Genomic DNA, 20808 nt, shown 5'->3' with positions numbered 1-20808 from the left:
AGTATGAAACCTATTTACTTTCTTAGTTTGTTACTTTTTTTTTCGGGCTACGCTCAAGAAATTGCTTTGCTTAAATACAATGGCGGAGGAGATTGGTACGCTAATCCTACCTCCTTGCCCAATTTAATACAGTTTTGTAACAACAACATTCACACCACGCTCCATCCTAAACCTGCTACAGTAACTCCCGCTAGTCCTAATCTTTTTTCTTATCCCTATGTTCATTTAACAGGACATGGAAATGTCGTTTTCAATGAAGCCGAAGTTAAAAACCTTCAAAATTACCTCAACTCAGGCGGATTTTTACACATTGACGATAATTATGGTTTAGACCCATACATTCGAAAAGAAATAAAAAAACTTTTCCCTGCTATTCCTTTGGTAGAAATACCCGCTACCCACCCTCTTTTCCAACAGCCCTATGCTTTTCCTAACGGACTTCCCAAAATTCATGAACACGACGAAAAACGTCCTCAAGCTTTTGGTATTTTTGTAAAAAACAGATTGGTTTTGCTTTACACATACGAATGTGATTTAGGTGATGGATGGGAAAATACCGAAGTAAATAATGACCCTTTAACCATACGTGAAAAAGCTTTAAAAATGGGAGCTAATATTATTCATTACATCTTCCATAATTAAGAAAATCGAATTTATAGAATACTTGCAATTCACCAAAAACTACTCTTTATGATTACTTCTAGACTAATCGCAAACGGAATTTTGAAAGCCATTGGTTTTCTGATAATTTCTTGTCTTGGTTTGTATTTTTTATACCAAATTCAAACAGTTATCTTGTACTTAGTCATTTCGTTAGTACTTTGTCTGATAGCAAATCCATTTGTGCGCTTCATGAATAATCGTTTGAAACTAAGTCAAACAATAGCCTCAATAATTACCCTTTTGTTTTTTATGTCGTTACTCATTGGGTTTATACTATTATTTGTTCCATTAATAATTGCACAAGCAGAAAATCTTTCACTATTAGATACTCATTTACTTCAAAATCAATTTTTAACCTTGGAAAACAATATTGAAAATTATTTCAATATCGACCCCATTAACCTAGAAGAACTTCTTAAGGAAACCGATATTTCGTCTAAAATCAATTACAACTATTTTACTGATTTTATAAACTCTATTATCAATTTGCTAGCTGGATTTGGTATGGGTTTGGCGTCTGTTTTTTTTATTACTTTCTTTTTTTTAAAAGACCAATTGTACTTTAAGGAAAAAGCAAAAATGATTTTACCTGATGACAACGAAGAAAAAATATTGAACTCCATAGCCAAAACGAACCAATTGCTTACACGCTATTTTATTGGTTTATTAATTCAATTGACAGTAGTTTTTATATTGTATTTAATTGTTTTACTCATTTTTAATTCTAAAAATGCTTTTATTATCGCATTTTTGTGTGCGTTACTGAATGTTATTCCCTATTTAGGTCCCATCATTGGTACTTTACTTGCGGCAGTACTTACCTTGATTGGAGGTATAGGAACGGATTTTAGAACCGAAATGTTGCCTACAACCATCTATGTAATTATTGGATTTTTGATTGTTCAAGTCATCGATAACAACATCAACCAACCCATCATTTTTTCAAAAAGCGTGAAATCACATCCTCTTGAAATCTTTTTAGTTATCTTAATAAGTGGTATTCTGTTTGGGGTATTTGGGATGGTAATTGCGGTGCCTATTTACACCATTTTAAAAGTGGTTGCCAAGGAGTTTTTTCCAAACAATAAAATTATTGCTGTTTTAACTGAAAATATTTAAATTGTGTTTCATCCATTATTAGCCTCTGAAATTCAAGATTTTATCACCCAAAATATTGGTATAGCAGTTTCTAAATTAGCTTTACAAAAAAATCCTTTTCCCTCTGTGGAATGGAAAGAAATTCTGAAACAAATTGAAGCCAAAACGAAAGCAAAAGACAAATTACCCACTTGGTTTGGGACACAAAATATCATGTATCCTTCAAAAATTTCAGTAGAACAAACTTCCTCTGAAAAAACAGCCTTTTACAAATCGAATTTGGTTAGTGGTCATAGCTTAATTGATTTAACGGGTGGTTTTGGTGTGGATGATTTTTATTTTGCCAAAACAATACAACAAGTGGCACATTGCGAAATAAATGAGGCTCTTTCGTTACTTGTTCAACACAATCTGACACTACTAAACGCCACCAATATTACTTGCTACACAGGCGATAGTGCTACCATTTTGCAGACTTTAAATCAAAAATGGGATTGGATATACATTGACCCTTCACGACGAAATGACGCCAAAGGAAAGGTTTTCTTGCTGGAAGATTGTTTACCCAATGTACCCGAAAATTTAGATTTTTATTTCCAGTATTCAGATAAAATTCTCATCAAAACAGCCCCATTATTAGACCTAAGTAGCGGTTTAACTGAATTGAAGAATGTAAAAAACATCCACATTATTGCTTTGGACAATGAAGTAAAAGAATTACTTTGGGAAATACATCACCAATATGAGGGGCCTATCACCATAAAAACAGCTCATATCCATAAAGACAAAACCGAATTTTTTTCTTTTATATGGGGAACCAATCCCGTTTTACCTACGTATGGGGAACCAAAAAAATTTATCTACGAGCCCAATAGTGCCATTATGAAATCAGGTGGTTTCGATGAAGTAGCGCTACAATTCAACTTGGTAAAACTTCACAAGCACTCTCATCTTTATACCTCAGACGAATTAATTAATTTTCCTGGGCGTTGCTTTCAAATCAATCAAATGATTTCTTACACTAAATCGGAACTAAAAAGTACTTTAGAAAATACAAAAGCTAATATAACCACTCGGAATTTTCCTGAAACTGTAGAAAACATACGGAAAAAATGGAAAATAAAAGAAGGCGGTAATACCTATTGTTTTTTTACAACCATTGACAATAACCATAAAATAGTTTTAATTTGCACCAAAACACCATAATTAAAAATATGAAAAATTTATTTATTCTTTTATTAATTACCTTTAGTCTCTCTGCTTTTTCACAACAAGATTGTAATTATAATACCAATGTTAAAGATTCTTTAGGCGTTTACAAGCTAACGAATGAATATTTGATATCTGAAAAAAACTTTGCTGGGAAATCCGAATACATCTTCTGTTCTTTAGCCTCTGACAATGGTTTTCCTGCACTGAATGTGCAATTGATTCAAAAAAGCAAAGAATTTATTTCGGCCAAATGTTTTGATAAAAATTCGAAACTGCATTTACAACTTCAAAACGGAAAAATCATCACACTCTTACACATCAATAAAGAAAGTTGTGGCACTTTGATACGCAATAACGAGGGCTACGACAACCGTATCAATACTGGAACTTTTATGTTCATCAAAGGTACTATGGAAGAACTCAAAAGTTCGCCTGTAACCTTATTGCGAATTAAATTTCTCACCAGTACAGATGACTATGTTGTAAAAAAAGAAATTACTTCAGAAATGAATCAAAAAGTATATTTCCCCGAAACTTACTTTATGAATTACCTTAAATGCATTGAATAGCACTAAATTACAAACTAAAAAAAACTCTTTCGAGTGTTTTTTTAAACCTGTAAAATGTACGAAATACGGAATTAATTGCTGTTACATTCCCATTTTTCATTTGAAACCTTATCGTTCAACGCTGTTTTTAAGTTGTAATGCCACCACTCGGAATCAAAAGAATTAAAATACTTTGCAGTCATAATTGATTTTAATAGCTGTCGGTTTTTTTTAACCTCATCGGATAATTTTTCATAACCATGACTGGCTTCTGGACCAAAAAAATCAAAAGCGGTTCCCATATCCAATTCTTTACCATTTTTATCCACTAGCGTTATGTCAACAGCCCCACCCCTATTGTGTATAGACCCTTTAGCTGGATTGGCAACATATTCAGGATTGGGGACAATTGCCCACATTTTTTTTTGAATATCCAAGGGCCTATAACAGTCAAATAGCTGGATTCGGTACCCTTTTTTCATAAATTCTTTATTGACTAAAATTAATGCCTTAACTGTTTTTAAACGCAAATAACACGAAGCACAATCATATACTTTTGCTTTCAAAAAATTATCCTCGGTAGCATATTTCATATCATAAATAAAATCCGAACTATACTCTTTTAAATTTACAAAAGTTGTGTCCTCCACTTGCGGAAACGGATTTAAACTACTTACACTTAATGGTAAACTCGAATGACAAGCCGTTAAAAAAATCATACTTGTCATAAGAAAGCCTATTTGAAAAAATTTATGCATGCTTTTTTTGATAAAAATAAAAAAAGAAAAAGAATAAAGGTTCTCATTTTTATTTTTTGATATTTTTTTATGGCTCAACCTTGGTGCATCCAAAAATAATCATACATTTGCATTATTTTTATTTATTCTAAATAAATACTCGATAACACTACTTCCTAAATTATGAACAAAAAATTCTTCATTTATTGCGGCTTGCTGACGAGTGTACTGGCTAGTGCACAGCAAAAAAACAGTTTGTTAAATCCTACGTTTTGGAAACCTACAACTGAAATTTCAATGGTCCAAAACGAAATCTCAAAGGGAAACAATCCCTCTGAAAGCAATGATAGGGCTTTTGATCCTGTAGTGTATGCAATTAATAACGATGCTCCTGTGGCAACGATTCAATTTCTATTAGAGCAACCTGGTAATAGTGTCAACAAATCTACTCACGACAACCGAAATTATTTACACTGGGCGTCCTACAAAGGGAATTTACCTATCGTCAACTATTTAATCGCCAAAGGCGCTAACATCAACCTAGAAGATAGCCATGGCACCACACCCTTAACATTTGCAGCATCAGCTGGCGTAAAAGACACAGCATTGTATGAAACTTTTTTTAAAGCAGGCATAGACCCGAAGAAAAAAAATAAAGAAGGTGCAACGCTATTGATGCTAGCCATCGCAGGTGACAAAGATTTAGAATTGACCCAATATTTTATCACTAAAGGATTGTCACTAAAGGACATGGACAACGAGGGCAATACTGTTGTTAATTATGTAGCACGCACAGGTAACATTGAATTAATGAAAAAATTAATTCAAAAAGGTATAAAACCTACTGATAACGCACTTTTAATGGCGGCTCAAGGTAGCAGAAGAGAATCAAATACGTTGGAAGTTTTTCAATTTTTAATTGAAGAGGCTAAGTTAAAACCAACTACTACCAACAAAGAGGGAGAGACCGTACTTCATTATTTGGTACGCAAACCTAACCAAAATGAAATTATCAATTACTTCTTAAAAAAAGGAGTAAACCCCAACCAAGCGAATAACGAAGGAACTACTCCTCTTATGTTGGCTGCATCAGGACGTGATACTGCTGCACTTGAACAATTGCTCCCTATCGTAAACAATAAGAATGCGGTAAATACAAAAGGAGAATCGGCCTTGACAATGGCAGTTAAATCTGGAACATCCCAAGCAGTTGCCTTACTGCTCACTAACGGAGTAAATCCGAATGTAATTGACAAAGATGGCAATAATCTTGCGTTTCATCTTATCCAATCGTATCAACCTCAAACAGGCCGGGAAATAGATGCCAAACAAGATTCCTTTACAAACAAAACACAATTGTTACAAGAAAAAGGCTTTGACATCACCACTCCCCAAAAAGACGGAAGTACTTTGTACCATATTGCTATCCTTAAAAATGATTTGGCTTTACTAAAAAAAATTACTGCTTTACAACTTGACATTAACCATAAAAATCAAGATGGTTTAACTGTATTGCATAAAGCCGCTATGATTGCAAAAGATGACTCTCTTTTAAAATATCTATTATCTTTAGGCGCTAAAAAAGACATCACTACTGAATTTGGTGAAACTGCTTATGCTTTGGCTAAAGAAAATGAAACCTTAACAAAAAACAATACCTCAGTTGAATTTTTAAAATAAAACAATGAAAACCCTATTCCAATTATCATTCGTAAGTGCCTTATTATGCCTTTCATTACAATCCAACGCTCAAAGCAGCAAATACAAATGCATGTTACAAATGGCGAATTATTCAGGTGAAGGTGCCTATGTAGTGGTCTCATTAATCAATCCAAAAGGAGAATACGACAAAACCCTTTACGTGATGGGTGATGATAAAAAATGGTACAAAACATTAAAAGAATGGCATAAATTTTATGCTAAAAAACCATCCAACATAAGTGCTATAACAGGAGCTTCAGTTACAGGTGGAGACCGTAGTACCACTACCTTAGAAATAGACGATTCTAAATTCAACAGTGGTTATAAATTGCGATTTGAATCGGCAGTAGAAGATCAAAAATACCATACCATTGACGTAGAGGTACCTCTTACCACTGCAGGCATTGCTGAAAAAACAGAAGGAAAAGGATATATAAGATATGTTCGTTTTAGTAAAATTCAATAAACTATAGATGACACTTTCTTTTTGGCGTTACACACACTTGGCATTAGCGGTGTTTTCTTCTTTATTTTTAATTTTTGCAGCTCTTACTGGAATTATTTTGGGAGTAGATGCGATACAGGAGAAAATACCTGCTTACCAAGTTCAAAATCTAGAGACTATTTCACTTGCTGAAGCCCTTCCTGTCTTACAAAAAAACTATACTGAAATCACAGAACTTCGTATTGACCACAGGCAATTTGTAACCTTGCAAGGCATCGATAATGATGGGAATGATGTGAACGCCTACATTGATCCGCAAACTGGAAAAATTTTAGGAAAACCACAAAAGAAAAGTGATTTTATCCAATGGACAACTGCTTTACATCGTTCATTATTTTTACATGAAGCGGGACGTTTTTTTGTGGGTTTTATTTCTTTTTTATTAGTGATCATCTCTATTTCAGGCCTAGCACTTTTATTAAAAAGACAAAAAAGTTGGCGTTATTTTTTTAATAAAATTGTAAAAGACTATTTAGCCCAATATTACCATGTATTCCTAGGGCGTATTGCCTTGGTTCCGTTAGTACTCATCGCGCTTACTGGTGTCTATTTGACATTAGAAAAAACGGCTCTTTTTGAGTCATTCGAACCTAATGAAAGTAATACTCCAACAACTGCCACTTTTGATTTAAAAAAAATATCTCTAGCTCAGGTTAAAAAAATAGAATTTCCTTTCTCTGATGATGAAGAAGATTATTTCATTTTTGAATTGAAAGATCGAAAAATTGAAGTCAACCAATACACTAATAAAATTAGCAACGAAGTTCTGTTTCCAATAACCACAGCTATCCAAACCTTGAGTTTAGACATTCACACCGGAAGAACTAATGTTCTATGGGCCTTAGTTCTTATTTTGACCTGTTTTGGATTGCTGTACTTTATTTATTCGGGTTTCGCTATGACTTTTAAAAGGAGAGAAAACCGCATCAAAAACAAATATAGCGCTGACGAAAGTACCTTTATATTGCTTGTAGGTTCTGAAAACGGAAGTACGTTTCGGTTTGCAATTGCCATCCAAAAACAATTAATCGCCCAAGGCCATAAAGCTTTTATATCCGAATTAAACGCCTATCAAGTTTATCCTAAAGCGGAACATTTACTTGTTTTTGCTGCTACCTACGGTTTAGGTGAAGCTACTCATAATGCCAGTAAATTTAGTGGGATGCTGTCCAAAATAGGTCAAAAAAACAACGTCAACTTTACGGTGATTGGTTTTGGTTCCTATGCCTATCCTGATTTTTGTGGTTTTGCACGTCAATTGGATGCCTTGCTCGAAAAACAACCTTGGGCTAGTCGATTACTGGAATTGCAAACTGTTAATGATAAATCAGCGGTAGCATTTGTCAATTGGGTTCGATTATGGTCTGATAAAACCCAAATAGCATTGGCTACCACTCCCTCATTATACAACCAGCCTCCAAAAGGATTACAAAAGATGATGGTATTGGACAAAACTACAATTACCTCCACAGATCCAACTTTTATATTGACGATGCGCCCTAATGAAAGAACAAAATTTCAATCGGGTGATTTGTTAGCAATTTACCCGAACAACGACAACATTGAACGATTGTATTCAATTGGGAAACATAATGGAAACATCCAATTATCGGTGAAATTACACCCTGAAGGATTGGGTTCAGGATTATTGTATCATCTAAATCCAGGCGAACTCCTAAAAGCTCGTATTATCTCTAATGAAAATTTTCACTTGCCAAAAAAAACACCACAAGTTGCTTTCATTTCTAACGGAACTGGAATAGCTCCATTTTTAGGAATGATTGAAGAAAATAAAACAAAAACCGAGATATACTTGTACAGTGGTTTCAGGATGGAAACCGAAACAACAAAGCATTATCAAAAATTTGCAACCGAAATGATGCAAAAAAAACATCTAAAATCCTTTCAAATTGCTTATTCTAGGGAGCAAAATCATTGTTATGTCATGGACTTAATTGAACAAGATGCCAATTTTTTTATAAATTTACTGATGCATGAAGGCATAATTATGATTTGTGGCTCCTTGACCATGCAACAAGATGTAGAGAAAGTATTAAATAAATTTTGTCTAGCCAATACAGGAACTACCTTAGAACACCACAAACAAAAAGGTCAAATCCTAACAGATTGCTATTAACTAATGAAACTCAAGCTTTTCAATACCTTATTTTTAATTATTTTCTTGGGTTTTATTTGCCAAGCTCAAACACTTCGTAAGAGATCAACTGTCCTTATGGGCGGACGTTTTGAGATTACGCTAGTCGCTAAAGACTCTATAACTGCCGAAGAAAATATTGATGAAATTATTACCGAAATTGCTCGCATAGAAAACCTTATCTCCGACTGGAAACCCGATTCTCAAATCTCGAAAGTCAATCAAAATGCAGGAATTCAAGCTGTAAAAGTTGATTCCGAAGTGATACAGTTAACTCAGAGAGCATTAAAATTATCTTCTATTACCAAGGGGGCTTTTGATATTAGTTTCGCAGCAATGGATAAAATTTGGAAATTCGACGGCTCCATGACCCAAATGCCTTCAGCAATGACCGTAAAAAAATCTGTTGCAAAAGTAGGGTATCAAAATATCGAAATTGACACCATTCAATCGACCATTTTCCTTAAAAATAAAGGAATGAAAATTGGTTTTGGGGCATTAGGCGAAGGGTATGCCACCGATAAATGTCGTACTATGATGCTTAAAAAAGGAATACAAGCTGGGATCATCAATGCCACTGGAGACATGAGTGTATGGGGGAAACATCCCAATGGAAAACCTTGGAATATAGGAGTAACAAATCCTTTTCAATCTACAGATTTGCTAGGGGTAATTTCTGTTGAAGAGGGAGCGATAACTACTTCAGGCAGTTATGAAAAATATGTGATTCTGGATGGTAAAAGATATTCACACATCATCAATCCTGCAACGGGCTATCCTTCTACAGGGCTGTGTAGCGTAACTATTGTAGGACCAAGTGCTGAGCAAGCCAATGGTTTGAGTACATCCATCATGGTTTTAGGCAAAAAAGAAGGTCTAATGCTCTTAAAGAAGTTTCCAGATTACCAGTATGTCATTATTAGTGACAAGGGAAAAACATGGAAATCCAAAAATTTGAACTTTGAAAAACTATAATCCCAAGCGAGCAATCAAGCTTAATTAACTAATTGCTGTTTTATTGTATTTATTGCGGTATTCAATTGGAGTTAATCCGGTTACTTTTTTAAATAAATCTCTAAAAGCCTTTGTGTCGGAATACCCTACAGCATACATCACTTCGCTGATATTTTTTCTGCTATTTTCAAAACTTCGCTTCGCAGCCTCTACTTTGACTCTTTGAATATATTCGATGATGGTATTGTTAGTGGCTGCCTTAAAACGTCTTTCAAAGGTGCGCCGTCCAATCTTAAAAATAGTAGCTAACTCATCAATCGTCATTTTATCATGATAATTGGCTTCAATGTGTTCTTGTGCTTTTTGAATTTCAATATCATCATGTTCTTTTTGTCCCACAAACAAAGCAAATGCAGCTTGACTGCTACGATCAATATCAATAGCAAAAAATTTAGACGCTAGCACAGCCGTTTCCCTATCCGCATATTTTTCCAATAAATAAAACAATAAATTCCACAATGAATTAGCCCCACCACTTGAATAAATTGTCCCTTCATCCGTTATTACTGCCCCATCTACAATTTCAACTTCAGGGTATTTTTCACGAAACGTATTATAGTAAGCCCAATGGGTAGAACATTTTTTTCCGTTGACTAATCCTGTCTCGGCTAGTAAAAATGCCCCTATACACAAGCTAGCGACTTCGCTCCCATTGGCATACATTTTTTTTATCCATGCAATTGCTTCTTGATTCGCAACAATTGCATCGTTTATCGCTCCATAAATAGCGGGAATAATAACCACATCTGTTTGAGTTACTTCGTGAATCAAGCGATGCGTTTTTACAATATATTCACCATCATTGGTAATAACTTGATTATGTAAGCCTACATATTCTACAATAAACAATGGTTTTTTACCACTGTTTTCCAAAAATTCATTAGCCGTCTTGAACAACCTATAAGCAGGACTGATTGCTTCAATTACGGCATTTTCGGGAACTAAAACTGTAATTTTTTTCATGATTTATAGAGAAAAATAGAACGCTAAAGATACTAAAATCTGTCGTAATTACCCCCCAAAGTTGTCATCACCACACAATTAAAAAAAGTAAAAACTGTTAGATATTTGTATAACAAACCCTTAAATCTTCAACAGCATGCAAAATTCAAACAAAACCATTATTACTATCGAAGCCACAATTAAGGCGCCAATTACTAAAATATGGGATTTTTGGATCACTCCTGAACACATTATTCAATGGAATACAGCTTCCCCTGACTGGCATACACCTAAGGCTATCCAAGACTTTAAAGTTGGTGGTTCATTTTCTTTTCGAATGGAAGCCAAAGATGGAAGCTTTGGATTTGATTTTAACGGAAAATATGATGTGATTGAACCCCATCACGCTATAGCCTACACCATGGAAGATAATAGAAAAGTAACAACTCAATTTATTCATCAGGAAAATAGCATCCATATCATTCAATCTTTTGAAGCTGAAACTGAAAATACTATCGAATTACAAAAAAGTGGTTGGCAGTCTATACTTGATAATTTTAAAAAATACGCTGAAAACACAGCAAACTAACCTTAATTTATTTGACAATGGCAAATCCAATTTATCCTTGTCTTTGGTTTACTGATGAAGCCAAAGAAGCATTTGAATTTTATTGTAGCATTTTTCCAAATTCGAAAATCACTTTCGAAAGTCCGCTTGTGGTACATTGTGAACTCAATGGCCGTACCTTAATGGGGCTAAATGGCGGAACTGCTTTCAAACAATCAGAAGCAGTATCCTTTGTTATCGAATGCCAAGACCAAGTCGAACTTGACTATTATTGGCATCAACTTACTAGCAATGGAGGTCAAGAAAGTAGATGCGGTTGGTGCAAAGACCCATTTGGTGTTTCTTGGCAAGTAGTTCCCAAAATTTTAGGAGAACTCATGAAAGACCCTGAAAAAGCAAAACGAGTGAGCGAGGCGTATATGACGATGTCTAAATTAGACATCCAAACTCTAATTGACGCTTAATCACTTTTTCCTTTAAATATACAAACTAACAAATTCCTATGACCACGACTAAAAAACATAAGATTATTTTTTGGACTACTACCATACTCCTCTTTTTGTTTGAAGGCGTAATACCCGCACTCACCTCACAAACCGAATTAGCCAAAGAAGGGATTAAACATCTAGGATATCCTTCATATTTTGGTACTGCCTTAGTGTTATTTAAGATTACAGGAGCTTTAATTTTAATTATTCCTCAAGTTTCCAAACGTCTAAAAGAGTGGGCCTATGCTGGATTTACGTTTAATTTTTTATTTGCTTGCATCAGCCATTCAGCTGTAGATGGATTTGGATTCGAAGCTATTTTCCCCTTAATTATACTTGGAATTCTTATGACTTCATATTGCTATTTCCATAAAATACAAACAGAACAAATTACCTAAAACGATATGAACGGTACTAAATTCACTTCAGTAGAGGCTTATTTTCAGGCATTACCCCAAAAACACCTTCCTAAAATGGAAGCCTTGAGAGCGATTATCCAACAGGCTATACCTGAAGCATCAGAAGGTATTAGTTACAATATGCCAGTTTACAAATACAATGGAAATCTCGTATATTTTGCACTTTTTTCAAAACATATCGGTTTTTATCCTACACCTTCGGCCATAAAAAAATTTGAAAGTGAATTGCACCAATATACCTTCGCCAAAGGCTCCATACAATTCCCATTACACCTAGAACTCCCTGAAAAATTGATTGCTGATATTTGTCGATTTAGGTTAAATGAAAACAAAAACAAACCTTAATAATTAAACTAAAATTCCTCAAATAATACCTAAAACCAATTATTCTATTTTCATCATGATTAAAATAAATGTACAAGTAAATTGCAATAATGCACCCAAAAAGGAATTTATAAAAAACTTCAATATTGCTTTTGCTACTGGTAATGTCGCCTCCTTTTTAACACACATTGACGAAAACATTCAATGGACCATTCATGGGGACAAAACAATAACGGGCAAAAAACAGTTTCAAGATGAAATCATATCGATGAGTGCTTTCACCGCTGATGAAATCACCATAGAAAACATCATTACCCACGGAGCAGTTGCGGCCGTAAATGGTACATTTTCAATTAACAGAAAAAGCTATAGTTTTTGTGATATTTATCGTTTTAAAAGTGCAGGAAGTCTAATTTTAAAAACAATCGATTCATATCTTTTAGGAGCAAAAAAATCCAAATAGAGAACTATAAAAAAATGGAACGTCATTTACCTTCACATGAAACAGAAGTTCTTTTTTTTGAACTTTTTAAAACAGACGTCTTAGAGCTACCATGCGCCATGATGATTCTACAAGAGATTAAAATAAAATACCCCTACCTTACTTGCAATTTTGATCTTGAAGATTGTGATAAAATTTTACGTATTGTATCAACAAGTCTTCCCATTAACATACACGAAATTATTCTGTTGGTTACCCATTACAACCATTCCATTGAGGTAATGGATTGAGTTTTTAAAGTACAACTCAAAAAACACCTTACTTTTGATACAATAAGGATTGTATCACTTCAAAAGAAACGGTCATATCATCGTTTACAAAATACTTCAGTAAGGCCTCACCCCACATATCTCCATCGCTATAATCTACAATAATCCAACGATGATTTAGAATTTTCACTTTGTTGATGACAAACTTATTAGCTCCTATTTGATCTTGACCTGTATAAGGATTCCCTTTAGGATTAGAATTAAAGTCCAATAGCTTTTCCGTTACATACGGAATCAGTTTATCATACTGAATTGTTTTTTGAGGATTTAAATTATCAAAATAATTTTGAGCATTTTCATTGTTTTCCAACGAAAAATAGTTTGCTTCTCTTAATTGAGATGACAACGAGGCCAAACTATCTTTTAAACGCTTAGAGACTTTTTCATACCTATTTTTTTCAAATGCTGCTTCTTTACTGTAATAAGCATAAGTAAAAATAGTTATCAATATCAATAATATAAAGGAATAAAGTAAAAATGATCTTTTCATTTCAAAAGGTATTATATAGTAATTTCTAAATTGTCGTAGGCTAGGAATACGTTGTCAGGTAGCTTTTTTTGCACTTCTTCATGGAAGCCCATAATGTGGCTAATATGGGTAAGATAAGCTTTTTCAGGCTTGACAAGTGCAATAAAATCAAGAGCTTCTTGTAAATTAAAATGTGAAAAATGAGGTTCTTCCCGTAGTGCATTGACCACCAAAACTTTTAGATTTTGAAGTTTAGCAATTTCCTTCTCGTCAATGGTTTTTACATCAGTTAAATAAGCAAAATCATCAATTCTATACCCAAAAACCTGTAAATTACCATGCATAACATCAATAGGTATGATGGTTTTGTTTCCTAATACAAAGGGATAATTATTAGTCACAGAATAGGTTTTAACTGAAGGAGCGCCTGGGTATTTATTTTCGGTCAAAAAAACATAGTCAAAGCGTTTTTTTATGTTCTCAATAACACGAGGATGGGCATAAAATGGCATTTCACCCTGTCTGAAATTAAACGGACGGATATCATCAATACCAGCGGTATGGTCAGCATGTTCATGGGTAAACAATATACCATCGACTTTTTTACAATTGGCACGCAACATCTGTTGTCTAAAATCGGGTCCGCAATCTATTACATAGGAATGTTCCCCCCATTGTATCCAGATAGATACACGAAGCCTCTTATCTTTTTCATCCGTACTTAAACATACAGGATGGTCACTACCAATAATTGGGATTCCTTGAGAGGTACCTGTTCCTAAAAAATATACTTTCAAATCTCTTTATTTTTTTTACAAAAATAATATTAAATATCTTTCATTAGTTATCAAATTCATTAACTTTGTGACATATTAGCCAATTTTACACAAAAAAAATGGGTACTGAGATTAAATTGAAAGGTGACAAAGTCATCGAACAAATTCCTTCTATTAAGGACAAGGCACTTCGCATTAATTTAAATGAAAATATTTACGGAACTTTTGCCGAAATTGGAGCGGGACAAGAGACTGTGAGACACTTCTTTAGAGCTGGTGGCTCATCTGGAACCATCGCAAAAGCAATGTCAGCTTATGACAAAGACTTTAGTGATGCCGTGTACGGTGAAGAAAGTGACGGACGCTATGTAACTGAAAGTCGTCTTAAAAAAATGCTTTCGCACGAGGTAAATTTGATTGAAAAACGTTTGAGCAGAGAAAAACATCCTAACAAAATGTTTTTTAGTTATGCCAATACCGTAGCCACAATTGATTTTGCCAAACAATACAAAGGCCATGGTTGGGTGGGAATTAGTTACCAAATTGACCCTGAAGAAGCCTATAACGAAATCATACTTCACATTCGTTTTAAAGAGACCGATGTACGATTGCAACAAGAAACGTTAGGAATTCTTGGTGTAAACTTAATTTACGGTGCTTATTATAAATACAATGACCCTAAAAAATTATTGCGTTATCTTTATGATCACTTGGATAAAGACCAACTAGAAATTGATACCATTAATTTCTCTGGCCCCCGATTTGCAGATGTTGATAACCGATTGATGAGTTTACAGCTAGTCAAAAACGGAATGACGGATGCGGTAATGTTCAATCCTAACGGAAAAAACATTCTTCCTGCTGCCATTTTATACAAAAAGAACATCTTGGCACTCAGAGGAAGTTTTAGACCAGTAACCAAGGTAAATATGGACATGTATCAAAAATCGCTTGATATGTTCCTGAAAGAAAATAAAGTTGAAGAAAAGAATACTTTAGTAATATTTGAAATTACCCTTTCTAACTTACGTTCTGATGGAGAAATCGACGAACGTGATTTTATGGATAGAGCCGAATTACTTTGCTCTTTGGGACAAACAGTAATGATTTCAAATTTCCAAGAATATTACAAAGTTGTGGAATATTTCTCTAACTACACCAAAGCAAGAATGGGACTTGCTATGGGAGTGAACAACTTGATTGATATTTTTGATGAAAAATATTACCGCCATTTAAGTGGAGGAATCCTAGAAGCTTTTGGAAAATTATTCTTCCGAGATATGAAAGTATTTTTATATCCAATGCTAGAAGAAAATGGAGAAATCAGTACGTCACAAAACTTAAAAGTACATCCGCGAATGAAAGAATTATACAAATTCTTTAAATTCAACGGAAAAGTAATTGACATCGAAGATTATGACCGTGAGAACCTTCAAGTATTTTCTCGTGAAGTACTCAAAATGATTCAAAATGGCAAACCAGGTTGGGAACGCATGTTACCAGTGGGTATCGCCGAATTGATCAAAAAAGATCATTTGTTTGGTTATGAACCTAGTAAATTCTTAGAAGAAAACCACTAAACAATCCAAATTCAACATACTAAAAACGGGGCTAAACAGCCCCGTTTTTTATGCATCAAAGTGTACTCTTTATTGAAACAATATAATTTGTCCATCTTCATCGAGTTGAATATCTGAATCATCGCCATCATGAGCTTCTTTTACCTCAAGCTCTTCAGCAACAACTTCTTCGGGTGCTTCATAAGGCAATGGTTCCAAGAGATTCACTTGCTTTAACTTATCTGTGGTCAATTGATTTCCTAAGGCCTTAAATCCTTTTACTGCAATAAAAGCTTCTACGTCAACCGTGACACTTTCCTTTTGTACTCCTTTTATTTTTGGAAAAACCAACTCGGCCACGGGGCGATAATCGGTTGAAACAATTTCTAATCTAGAATTTGGATGCTCCGTAATAAAGGTTTCTTCTTTATTTTCGGTTTCGACCAAAAAACGTTTCAAATAATAGCGTTCCTTTTCACCGTCATAGTATATGGCTGAAATTGGTTTTTTAGGAATCCATTTTTCAAGTACAATCATATCTTCGTCAAAATGAGTAGATAATTCTGGTGTGATGACCTTTAATTTCCCTGATTGAAGAATAATTAAAATTTTATCACTTGGCCTAAATTCCCCTAGTAACTCCCCTCTTGCATCCACATTCAAACGCTGAACCGTATCATCAAACCAAACTTTTCTTGGCAACAAAGTCGAAATTCCTTTTTCTTTAATTTCGATTTTCTTAATTGGGTATTTTGAAACTAAATTCCCTTTAGAAGCACGTCCTTTAATGGCTATTTTGGCAAAATCCAAATCCCATTTCAATTTTTTAATGCTACCTACTTGTCTCAACAATATAGTAATGACTTCTGCTTCACCATTTGGATTGTGGGTGAAATATAAAATTTGTGACCCTTTGGTTCCATTGGTTAAATCATATAGTTTATCTCTTGTAATTCCCGAAACATTAAAGCGTTTGATATAGGACGGGCCCGATTTACCATCGCGATAAATCATATTGTAAATGGTGCGTTTATCACTTTTGTCAAAAATAGACACATGAATAATATCTTTACCCACAAAAGTCTTAGCATCAACCTTGGTAACCATCATGTTTCCATCACGCAAAAACACAATTACATCATCAATATCCGAACAATCGGTTACATATTCATCACGTTTTAAGCTGGTCCCTACAAAACCTTCTTCGCGATTCACGTATAATTTGGTGTTACGCAAGACCACTTTGGTCGCTTCGATATCATCAAAAACACGAAGCTCTGTTTTACGCTCTCTTCCTTTTCCGTATTTTTCTTTTAATCGAGTAAAATAAGCTATCGCAAAATCTGTCAAATGCTCTAAATCGTATTTCACCTGCTCCATTTCGGCTTCCAGTTTCGCAATAACATCATCCGCTTTATCCGAGTCAAAACGGGTAATACGAATCATTGGAATTTGCGTTAACTTTTGCAAATCCTCATCATGAATGGCGCGTACAAAACTCTTCTGAAAAGGTTCAAATCGTTTGTACATGTATTCAAATAACGATTCTTTATCCGAATACAATTTGAAATCAATGTACATTTCTTCACGAATGAAGATTTTTTCTAAGGTTGAAAAATGCCATTTGTTTTCCAATTCATCGAGCTGAATTTCGAGCTCTTTTTTGAGTAAATCAACCGTGCGATGAGTCGAAATTTTCAACATATCCGATACTCCAATAAACAACGGTTTGTTATCTTCAATCACACAACCCAAAGGTGCTACCGAAGTTTCACAAGCTGTAAAAGCAAATAAAGCATCGATAGTTTTATCAGGCGAAACACCTGGATACAGATGAATTAATATTTCAACCTCAGCAGCGGTATTGTCTTCTATTTTTTTTACTTTTATTTTCCCTTTTTCATTGGCTTTCAATATACTATCAATCAAAGTGGTCGTATTGGTTGAAAACGGAATTTGGGTAATAACCAAAGTACTTTTATCCAATTGTGAAATCTTTGCCCTTACACGCACACGTCCTCCACGCATTCCATCATTGTAGTTAGACACATCAGCAATCCCTTGTGTCATAAAATCAGGATAAAGAGTGAAAGATTTCCCTTTTAATATTTTAATAGAAGCATCAATTAATTCATTGAAATTATGAGGCAAAATTTTAGTCGAAAGTCCTACTGCGATTCCTTCAGCACCTTGCGCGAGTAACAATGGAAATTTGACCGGTAAGTTGATTGGTTCTGCTTTTCGTCCATCATAAGACAATCCCCAGTCGGTAATCTTAGGCGAATACAAAACCTCTAAAGCAAATTTAGACAAACGCGCTTCAATATAACGCGAAGCTGCCGCACCGTCACCCGTGAGTATATTCCCCCAGTTCCCTTGGCAGTCAATTAACAGGTCTTTTTGACCAATTTGTACCATTGCATCACCAATACTAGCATCTCCGTGAGGGTGATACTGCATGGTGTGTCCTACAACATTGGCTACCTTATTGTAACGACCATCGTCTAATTCTTTTAACGAATGCATAATACGACGTTGTACGGGTTTGAACCCGTCTTCGATAGCCGGTACAGCACGTTCCAAAATAACATAGGAAGCGTAATCCAAAAACCAATCTTTGTACATTCCTGTAACTTTGGTAATGGTATCGCTATCACCGCTATCATTGTCGTAAAAATGCCCCCCTTCATATTGTTTGGCATTCACTTCAATAATTTCTTCGGCTTCTTCTAAATTTTCTTCAGAAGTTGTCTTATCTAAATTATGCTCCTCTTCGGAATTTGGAATGATGTTATCGTCTTCTTCTTCGTCTTTCATTTATTTCTTTTCGAAATTAGAGGTATGGGTTATACAAATTACTTAAAATTCTGTTTGGCAAAAAAATTACTCTTTTTCAATCACGTCCAATTCTACCTTCAAGTTTTTGATGATAAATTCTTGGCGGTCAGGGGTGTTTTTACCCATGTAAAACTCCAATAATTTTTCGATAGAAGTGGCTTTATCTAACATAATGGGTTCCAGACGAATGTCCTCCCCTATAAAGTGTTTAAACTCATCAGGCGAAATCTCTCCTAATCCTTTAAATCGAGTAATTTCGGGTTTAGGTTTTAATTTTTCGATGGCATTTACTCGTTCTTCTTCGCTATAACAATAAATCGTTTCTTTCTTATTTCGAACTCTAAAAAGAGGCGTTTGCAAAATATACAAATGACCGTCTTTGATTAATTCCGGGAAAAATTGTAAGAAAAAAGTAATTAACAACAAACGAATGTGCATCCCATCGACATCAGCATCGGTTGCGATTACGATGTTGTTGTAACGCAAATTTTCCATATCGTCCTCGATATCCAATGCAGCTTGCAACAAATTGAACTCCTCGTTCTCATACACAATTTTCTTGGTCATTCCATACGAGTTCAAAGGCTTTCCTCGCAAACTAAACACCGCTTGGGTATTCACATCACGAGATTTCGTTATAGAACCCGAAGCCGAATCCCCCTCGGTAATAAATAGGGTACTTTCTAAATAGCGCGGGTTTTTTACATCAGGTAAATGCACGCGACAATCCCGCAATTTCTTATTGTGTAAACTGGCTTTTTTTGCTCTATCTTTAGCTAATTTTCGAATCCCTGAGAGTTCTTTTCGTTCTCTTTCGGCTTGCAAAATTTTGCGCAAAAGCAAATCGGCCGTTTCTGGATTTTTGTGTAAGTAGTTATCTAGATTAGTTTTAACAAAATCATTGATAAACGTTCGCACCGACGGCATCCCAGGGTCTGACCCCATATCAGTCGAACCCAGTTTGGTTTTGGTTTGAGATTCAAATACAGGTTCCATTACCTTAACACTTACTGCTCCTACTATCGATTTTCGAATATCTGAAGGTTCAAAGTTTTTGTTATAAAACTCTCTAATGGTTCTTACAATTGCCTCTCGATAAGCCACCAAGTGTGTACCACCTTGAGTCGTATTTTGTCCGTTTACAAAAGAGTGGTATTCTTCGCTATATTGCGTTTTACTATGGGTCATCGCAATTTCAATATCATCTGCTTTAAGATGAATAATGGGATAGACCTTGTCTTCTTCGGCAATATTTTCGTCTAATAAATCACGAAGTCCGTGATCTGAAAAATATTTTTCTCCGTTATAAATAATGGTTAAACCTGCATTGAGGTAACAATAATTTTTAAGCATTTTGATTACATATTCATTTCTGAATTTGTAATGTTTAAAAATCGCCTCATCAGGAGTAAAAGTGACTTTAGTTCCTTTTCGTTTTGTGGTTTCGGTAATGTCTTCTTCTAGTGTTAAATTACCTCCGGAAAATTCGGCTGCTTTTTGTTGATTATCACGTACCGATTCTACTCTAAAATAAGTGGACAACGCATTTACAGCCTTGGTTCCTACTCCATTTAACCCCACCGATTTCTTAAACGCAAGTGAATCATATTTCCCCCCCGTGTTCATCTTAGAAACCACATCAACTACTTTCCCTAGCGGGATTCCACGACCATAATCTCGTACTGCAACCGTTTTATCTTTGATAGAAACCTCAATTGTTTTTCCAGTACCCATGACAAACTCATCGATACAGTTATCAATTACTTCCTTTAATAAAATATAAATACCATCATCTGGCGATGAACCATCTCCTAATTTCCCGATATACATACCAGGACGCATGCGGATATGCTCTTTCCAGTCGAGTGACCGAATATTATCTTCGGTGTATTGATTTTGTTCTGACATTTGGGAATTTTATCGATTTTCCGCTAATATAGCATTTCTCAAACTATTATAAAAGCCCGCAGATTCAAAGTTATCAAGAATGATATTGACAAAGGGAAGGGAGAGATTAGGAT

At 34.8% G+C, this 20808-nt stretch carries 21 protein-coding genes; 15 read left to right on the top strand and 6 right to left on the bottom strand.

Annotation, left to right across the window (positions count from 1 at the left end; translation table 11 throughout):
* The first annotated feature begins 3 nt into the window (after positions 1-3).
* Genes K5R64_RS01830 through K5R64_RS01815 form a run of 4 tightly spaced genes read left to right on the top strand, consistent with a single transcriptional unit; the run spans position 4 to position 3542 of the window.
* The gene (locus K5R64_RS01830) at positions 4-642 is read left to right on the top strand and encodes a DUF4159 domain-containing protein (protein WP_220760251.1); all 639 of its coding nucleotides are present in this window, start codon (positions 4-6) and stop codon (positions 640-642) included.
* 48 nt (positions 643-690) lie between these two features.
* Positions 691-1782, top strand: a complete 1092-nt coding sequence (locus K5R64_RS01825; RefSeq protein WP_220760249.1) for an AI-2E family transporter — start codon at positions 691-693, stop codon at positions 1780-1782.
* Positions 1783-1785: 3 nt separating this feature from the next.
* Positions 1786-2967 carry a class I SAM-dependent methyltransferase gene (locus K5R64_RS01820; RefSeq protein WP_220760247.1) on the top strand — a complete coding sequence of 394 codons (1182 nt, stop codon included), beginning with the start codon at positions 1786-1788 and terminating at the stop codon, positions 2965-2967.
* 8 nt (positions 2968-2975) lie between these two features.
* Complete coding sequence (locus K5R64_RS01815; RefSeq protein ID WP_220760245.1) at positions 2976-3542, top strand: hypothetical protein; 567 nt, start codon at positions 2976-2978, stop codon at positions 3540-3542.
* Between the two features lie 71 nt (positions 3543-3613).
* Here K5R64_RS01815 and K5R64_RS01810 read toward each other — a convergent pair whose 3' ends face one another.
* A complete protein-coding gene (locus K5R64_RS01810) occupies positions 3614-4240 on the bottom strand; it encodes a M15 family metallopeptidase (protein WP_374758125.1) in 627 nt (208 codons plus the stop codon).
* Positions 4241-4441: 201 nt separating this feature from the next.
* On the opposite strand from K5R64_RS01810, the gene K5R64_RS01805 reads away from it, so the two are divergent.
* From K5R64_RS01805 to K5R64_RS01790, 4 genes are read left to right on the top strand one after another with little or no spacing between them, the layout of a single operon-like run.
* Positions 4442-5938: an ankyrin repeat domain-containing protein gene (locus K5R64_RS01805; RefSeq protein ID WP_220760241.1), complete on the top strand. Its 1497-nt coding sequence runs from the start codon at positions 4442-4444 to the stop codon at positions 5936-5938.
* 4 nt (positions 5939-5942) lie between these two features.
* Positions 5943-6425: a DUF2271 domain-containing protein gene (locus K5R64_RS01800; protein WP_220760239.1), complete on the top strand. Its 483-nt coding sequence runs from the start codon at positions 5943-5945 to the stop codon at positions 6423-6425.
* A gap of 7 nt (positions 6426-6432) precedes the next feature.
* Entirely contained in the window at positions 6433-8601 is a 2169-nt protein-coding gene (locus tag K5R64_RS01795) for a PepSY domain-containing protein (RefSeq protein WP_220760237.1), read from the top strand.
* A 3-nt stretch (positions 8602-8604) separates the two neighbouring features.
* Positions 8605-9594: an FAD:protein FMN transferase gene (locus K5R64_RS01790; RefSeq protein WP_220760235.1), complete on the top strand. Its 990-nt coding sequence runs from the start codon at positions 8605-8607 to the stop codon at positions 9592-9594.
* 24 nt (positions 9595-9618) lie between these two features.
* On the opposite strand, the gene K5R64_RS01785 is transcribed toward K5R64_RS01790, so the two are convergent.
* A complete protein-coding gene (locus K5R64_RS01785; RefSeq protein ID WP_220760234.1) occupies positions 9619-10596 on the bottom strand; it encodes a GlxA family transcriptional regulator in 978 nt (325 codons plus the stop codon).
* A gap of 136 nt (positions 10597-10732) precedes the next feature.
* Between K5R64_RS01785 and K5R64_RS01780 the strand changes: the two genes are divergently transcribed.
* Genes K5R64_RS01780 through K5R64_RS01755 form a run of 6 tightly spaced genes read left to right on the top strand, consistent with a single transcriptional unit; the run spans position 10733 to position 13106 of the window.
* Positions 10733-11164, top strand: coding sequence for an SRPBCC family protein (locus tag K5R64_RS01780; protein ID WP_220760232.1), 432 nt, complete (start codon positions 10733-10735; stop codon positions 11162-11164).
* Between the two features lie 17 nt (positions 11165-11181).
* Entirely contained in the window at positions 11182-11607 is a 426-nt protein-coding gene (locus tag K5R64_RS01775; protein WP_220760229.1) for a VOC family protein, read from the top strand.
* 38 nt (positions 11608-11645) lie between these two features.
* Positions 11646-12029, top strand: coding sequence for a DoxX family protein (locus K5R64_RS01770; RefSeq protein WP_220760227.1), 384 nt, complete (start codon positions 11646-11648; stop codon positions 12027-12029).
* Between the two features lie 6 nt (positions 12030-12035).
* Complete coding sequence (locus tag K5R64_RS01765) at positions 12036-12395, top strand: iron chaperone (RefSeq protein ID WP_220760225.1); 360 nt, start codon at positions 12036-12038, stop codon at positions 12393-12395.
* 55 nt (positions 12396-12450) lie between these two features.
* A complete protein-coding gene (locus K5R64_RS01760; protein WP_220760223.1) occupies positions 12451-12837 on the top strand; it encodes a nuclear transport factor 2 family protein in 387 nt (128 codons plus the stop codon).
* A gap of 14 nt (positions 12838-12851) precedes the next feature.
* On the top strand, positions 12852-13106 hold the full coding sequence (locus tag K5R64_RS01755; protein ID WP_220760221.1) for a hypothetical protein: 255 nt from the start codon (positions 12852-12854) through the stop codon (positions 13104-13106).
* Positions 13107-13134: 28 nt separating this feature from the next.
* Here the strand turns inward: K5R64_RS01755 and K5R64_RS01750 are convergent, their stop codons facing one another.
* Both K5R64_RS01750 and K5R64_RS01745 read right to left on the bottom strand, forming a co-directional pair.
* Entirely contained in the window at positions 13135-13635 is a 501-nt protein-coding gene (locus K5R64_RS01750; protein WP_220760219.1) for a hypothetical protein, read from the bottom strand.
* Between the two features lie 11 nt (positions 13636-13646).
* Positions 13647-14411 carry an MBL fold metallo-hydrolase gene (locus K5R64_RS01745; RefSeq protein ID WP_220760217.1) on the bottom strand — a complete coding sequence of 255 codons (765 nt, stop codon included), beginning with the start codon at positions 14409-14411 and terminating at the stop codon, positions 13647-13649.
* A gap of 98 nt (positions 14412-14509) precedes the next feature.
* On the opposite strand from K5R64_RS01745, the gene K5R64_RS01740 reads away from it, so the two are divergent.
* On the top strand, positions 14510-15970 hold the full coding sequence (locus K5R64_RS01740) for a TonB-dependent receptor (RefSeq protein ID WP_220760216.1): 1461 nt from the start codon (positions 14510-14512) through the stop codon (positions 15968-15970).
* Positions 15971-16039: 69 nt separating this feature from the next.
* Here the strand turns inward: K5R64_RS01740 and K5R64_RS01735 are convergent, their stop codons facing one another.
* Together K5R64_RS01735 and K5R64_RS01730 are read right to left on the bottom strand one after the other, a co-directional pair.
* Positions 16040-18766: a DNA gyrase/topoisomerase IV subunit A gene (locus K5R64_RS01735; protein WP_220760215.1), complete on the bottom strand. Its 2727-nt coding sequence runs from the start codon at positions 18764-18766 to the stop codon at positions 16040-16042.
* 66 nt (positions 18767-18832) lie between these two features.
* Positions 18833-20695, bottom strand: coding sequence for a DNA topoisomerase IV subunit B (locus tag K5R64_RS01730; protein ID WP_220760213.1), 1863 nt, complete (start codon positions 20693-20695; stop codon positions 18833-18835).
* Positions 20696-20808 lie beyond the last annotated feature (113 nt).

Source organism: Flavobacterium sp. UMI-01 (genome assembly GCF_019656315.1).
Taxonomy (GTDB): domain Bacteria; phylum Bacteroidota; class Bacteroidia; order Flavobacteriales; family Flavobacteriaceae; genus Flavobacterium.
This window is presented reverse-complemented; position numbering and strand designations above follow the sequence as displayed.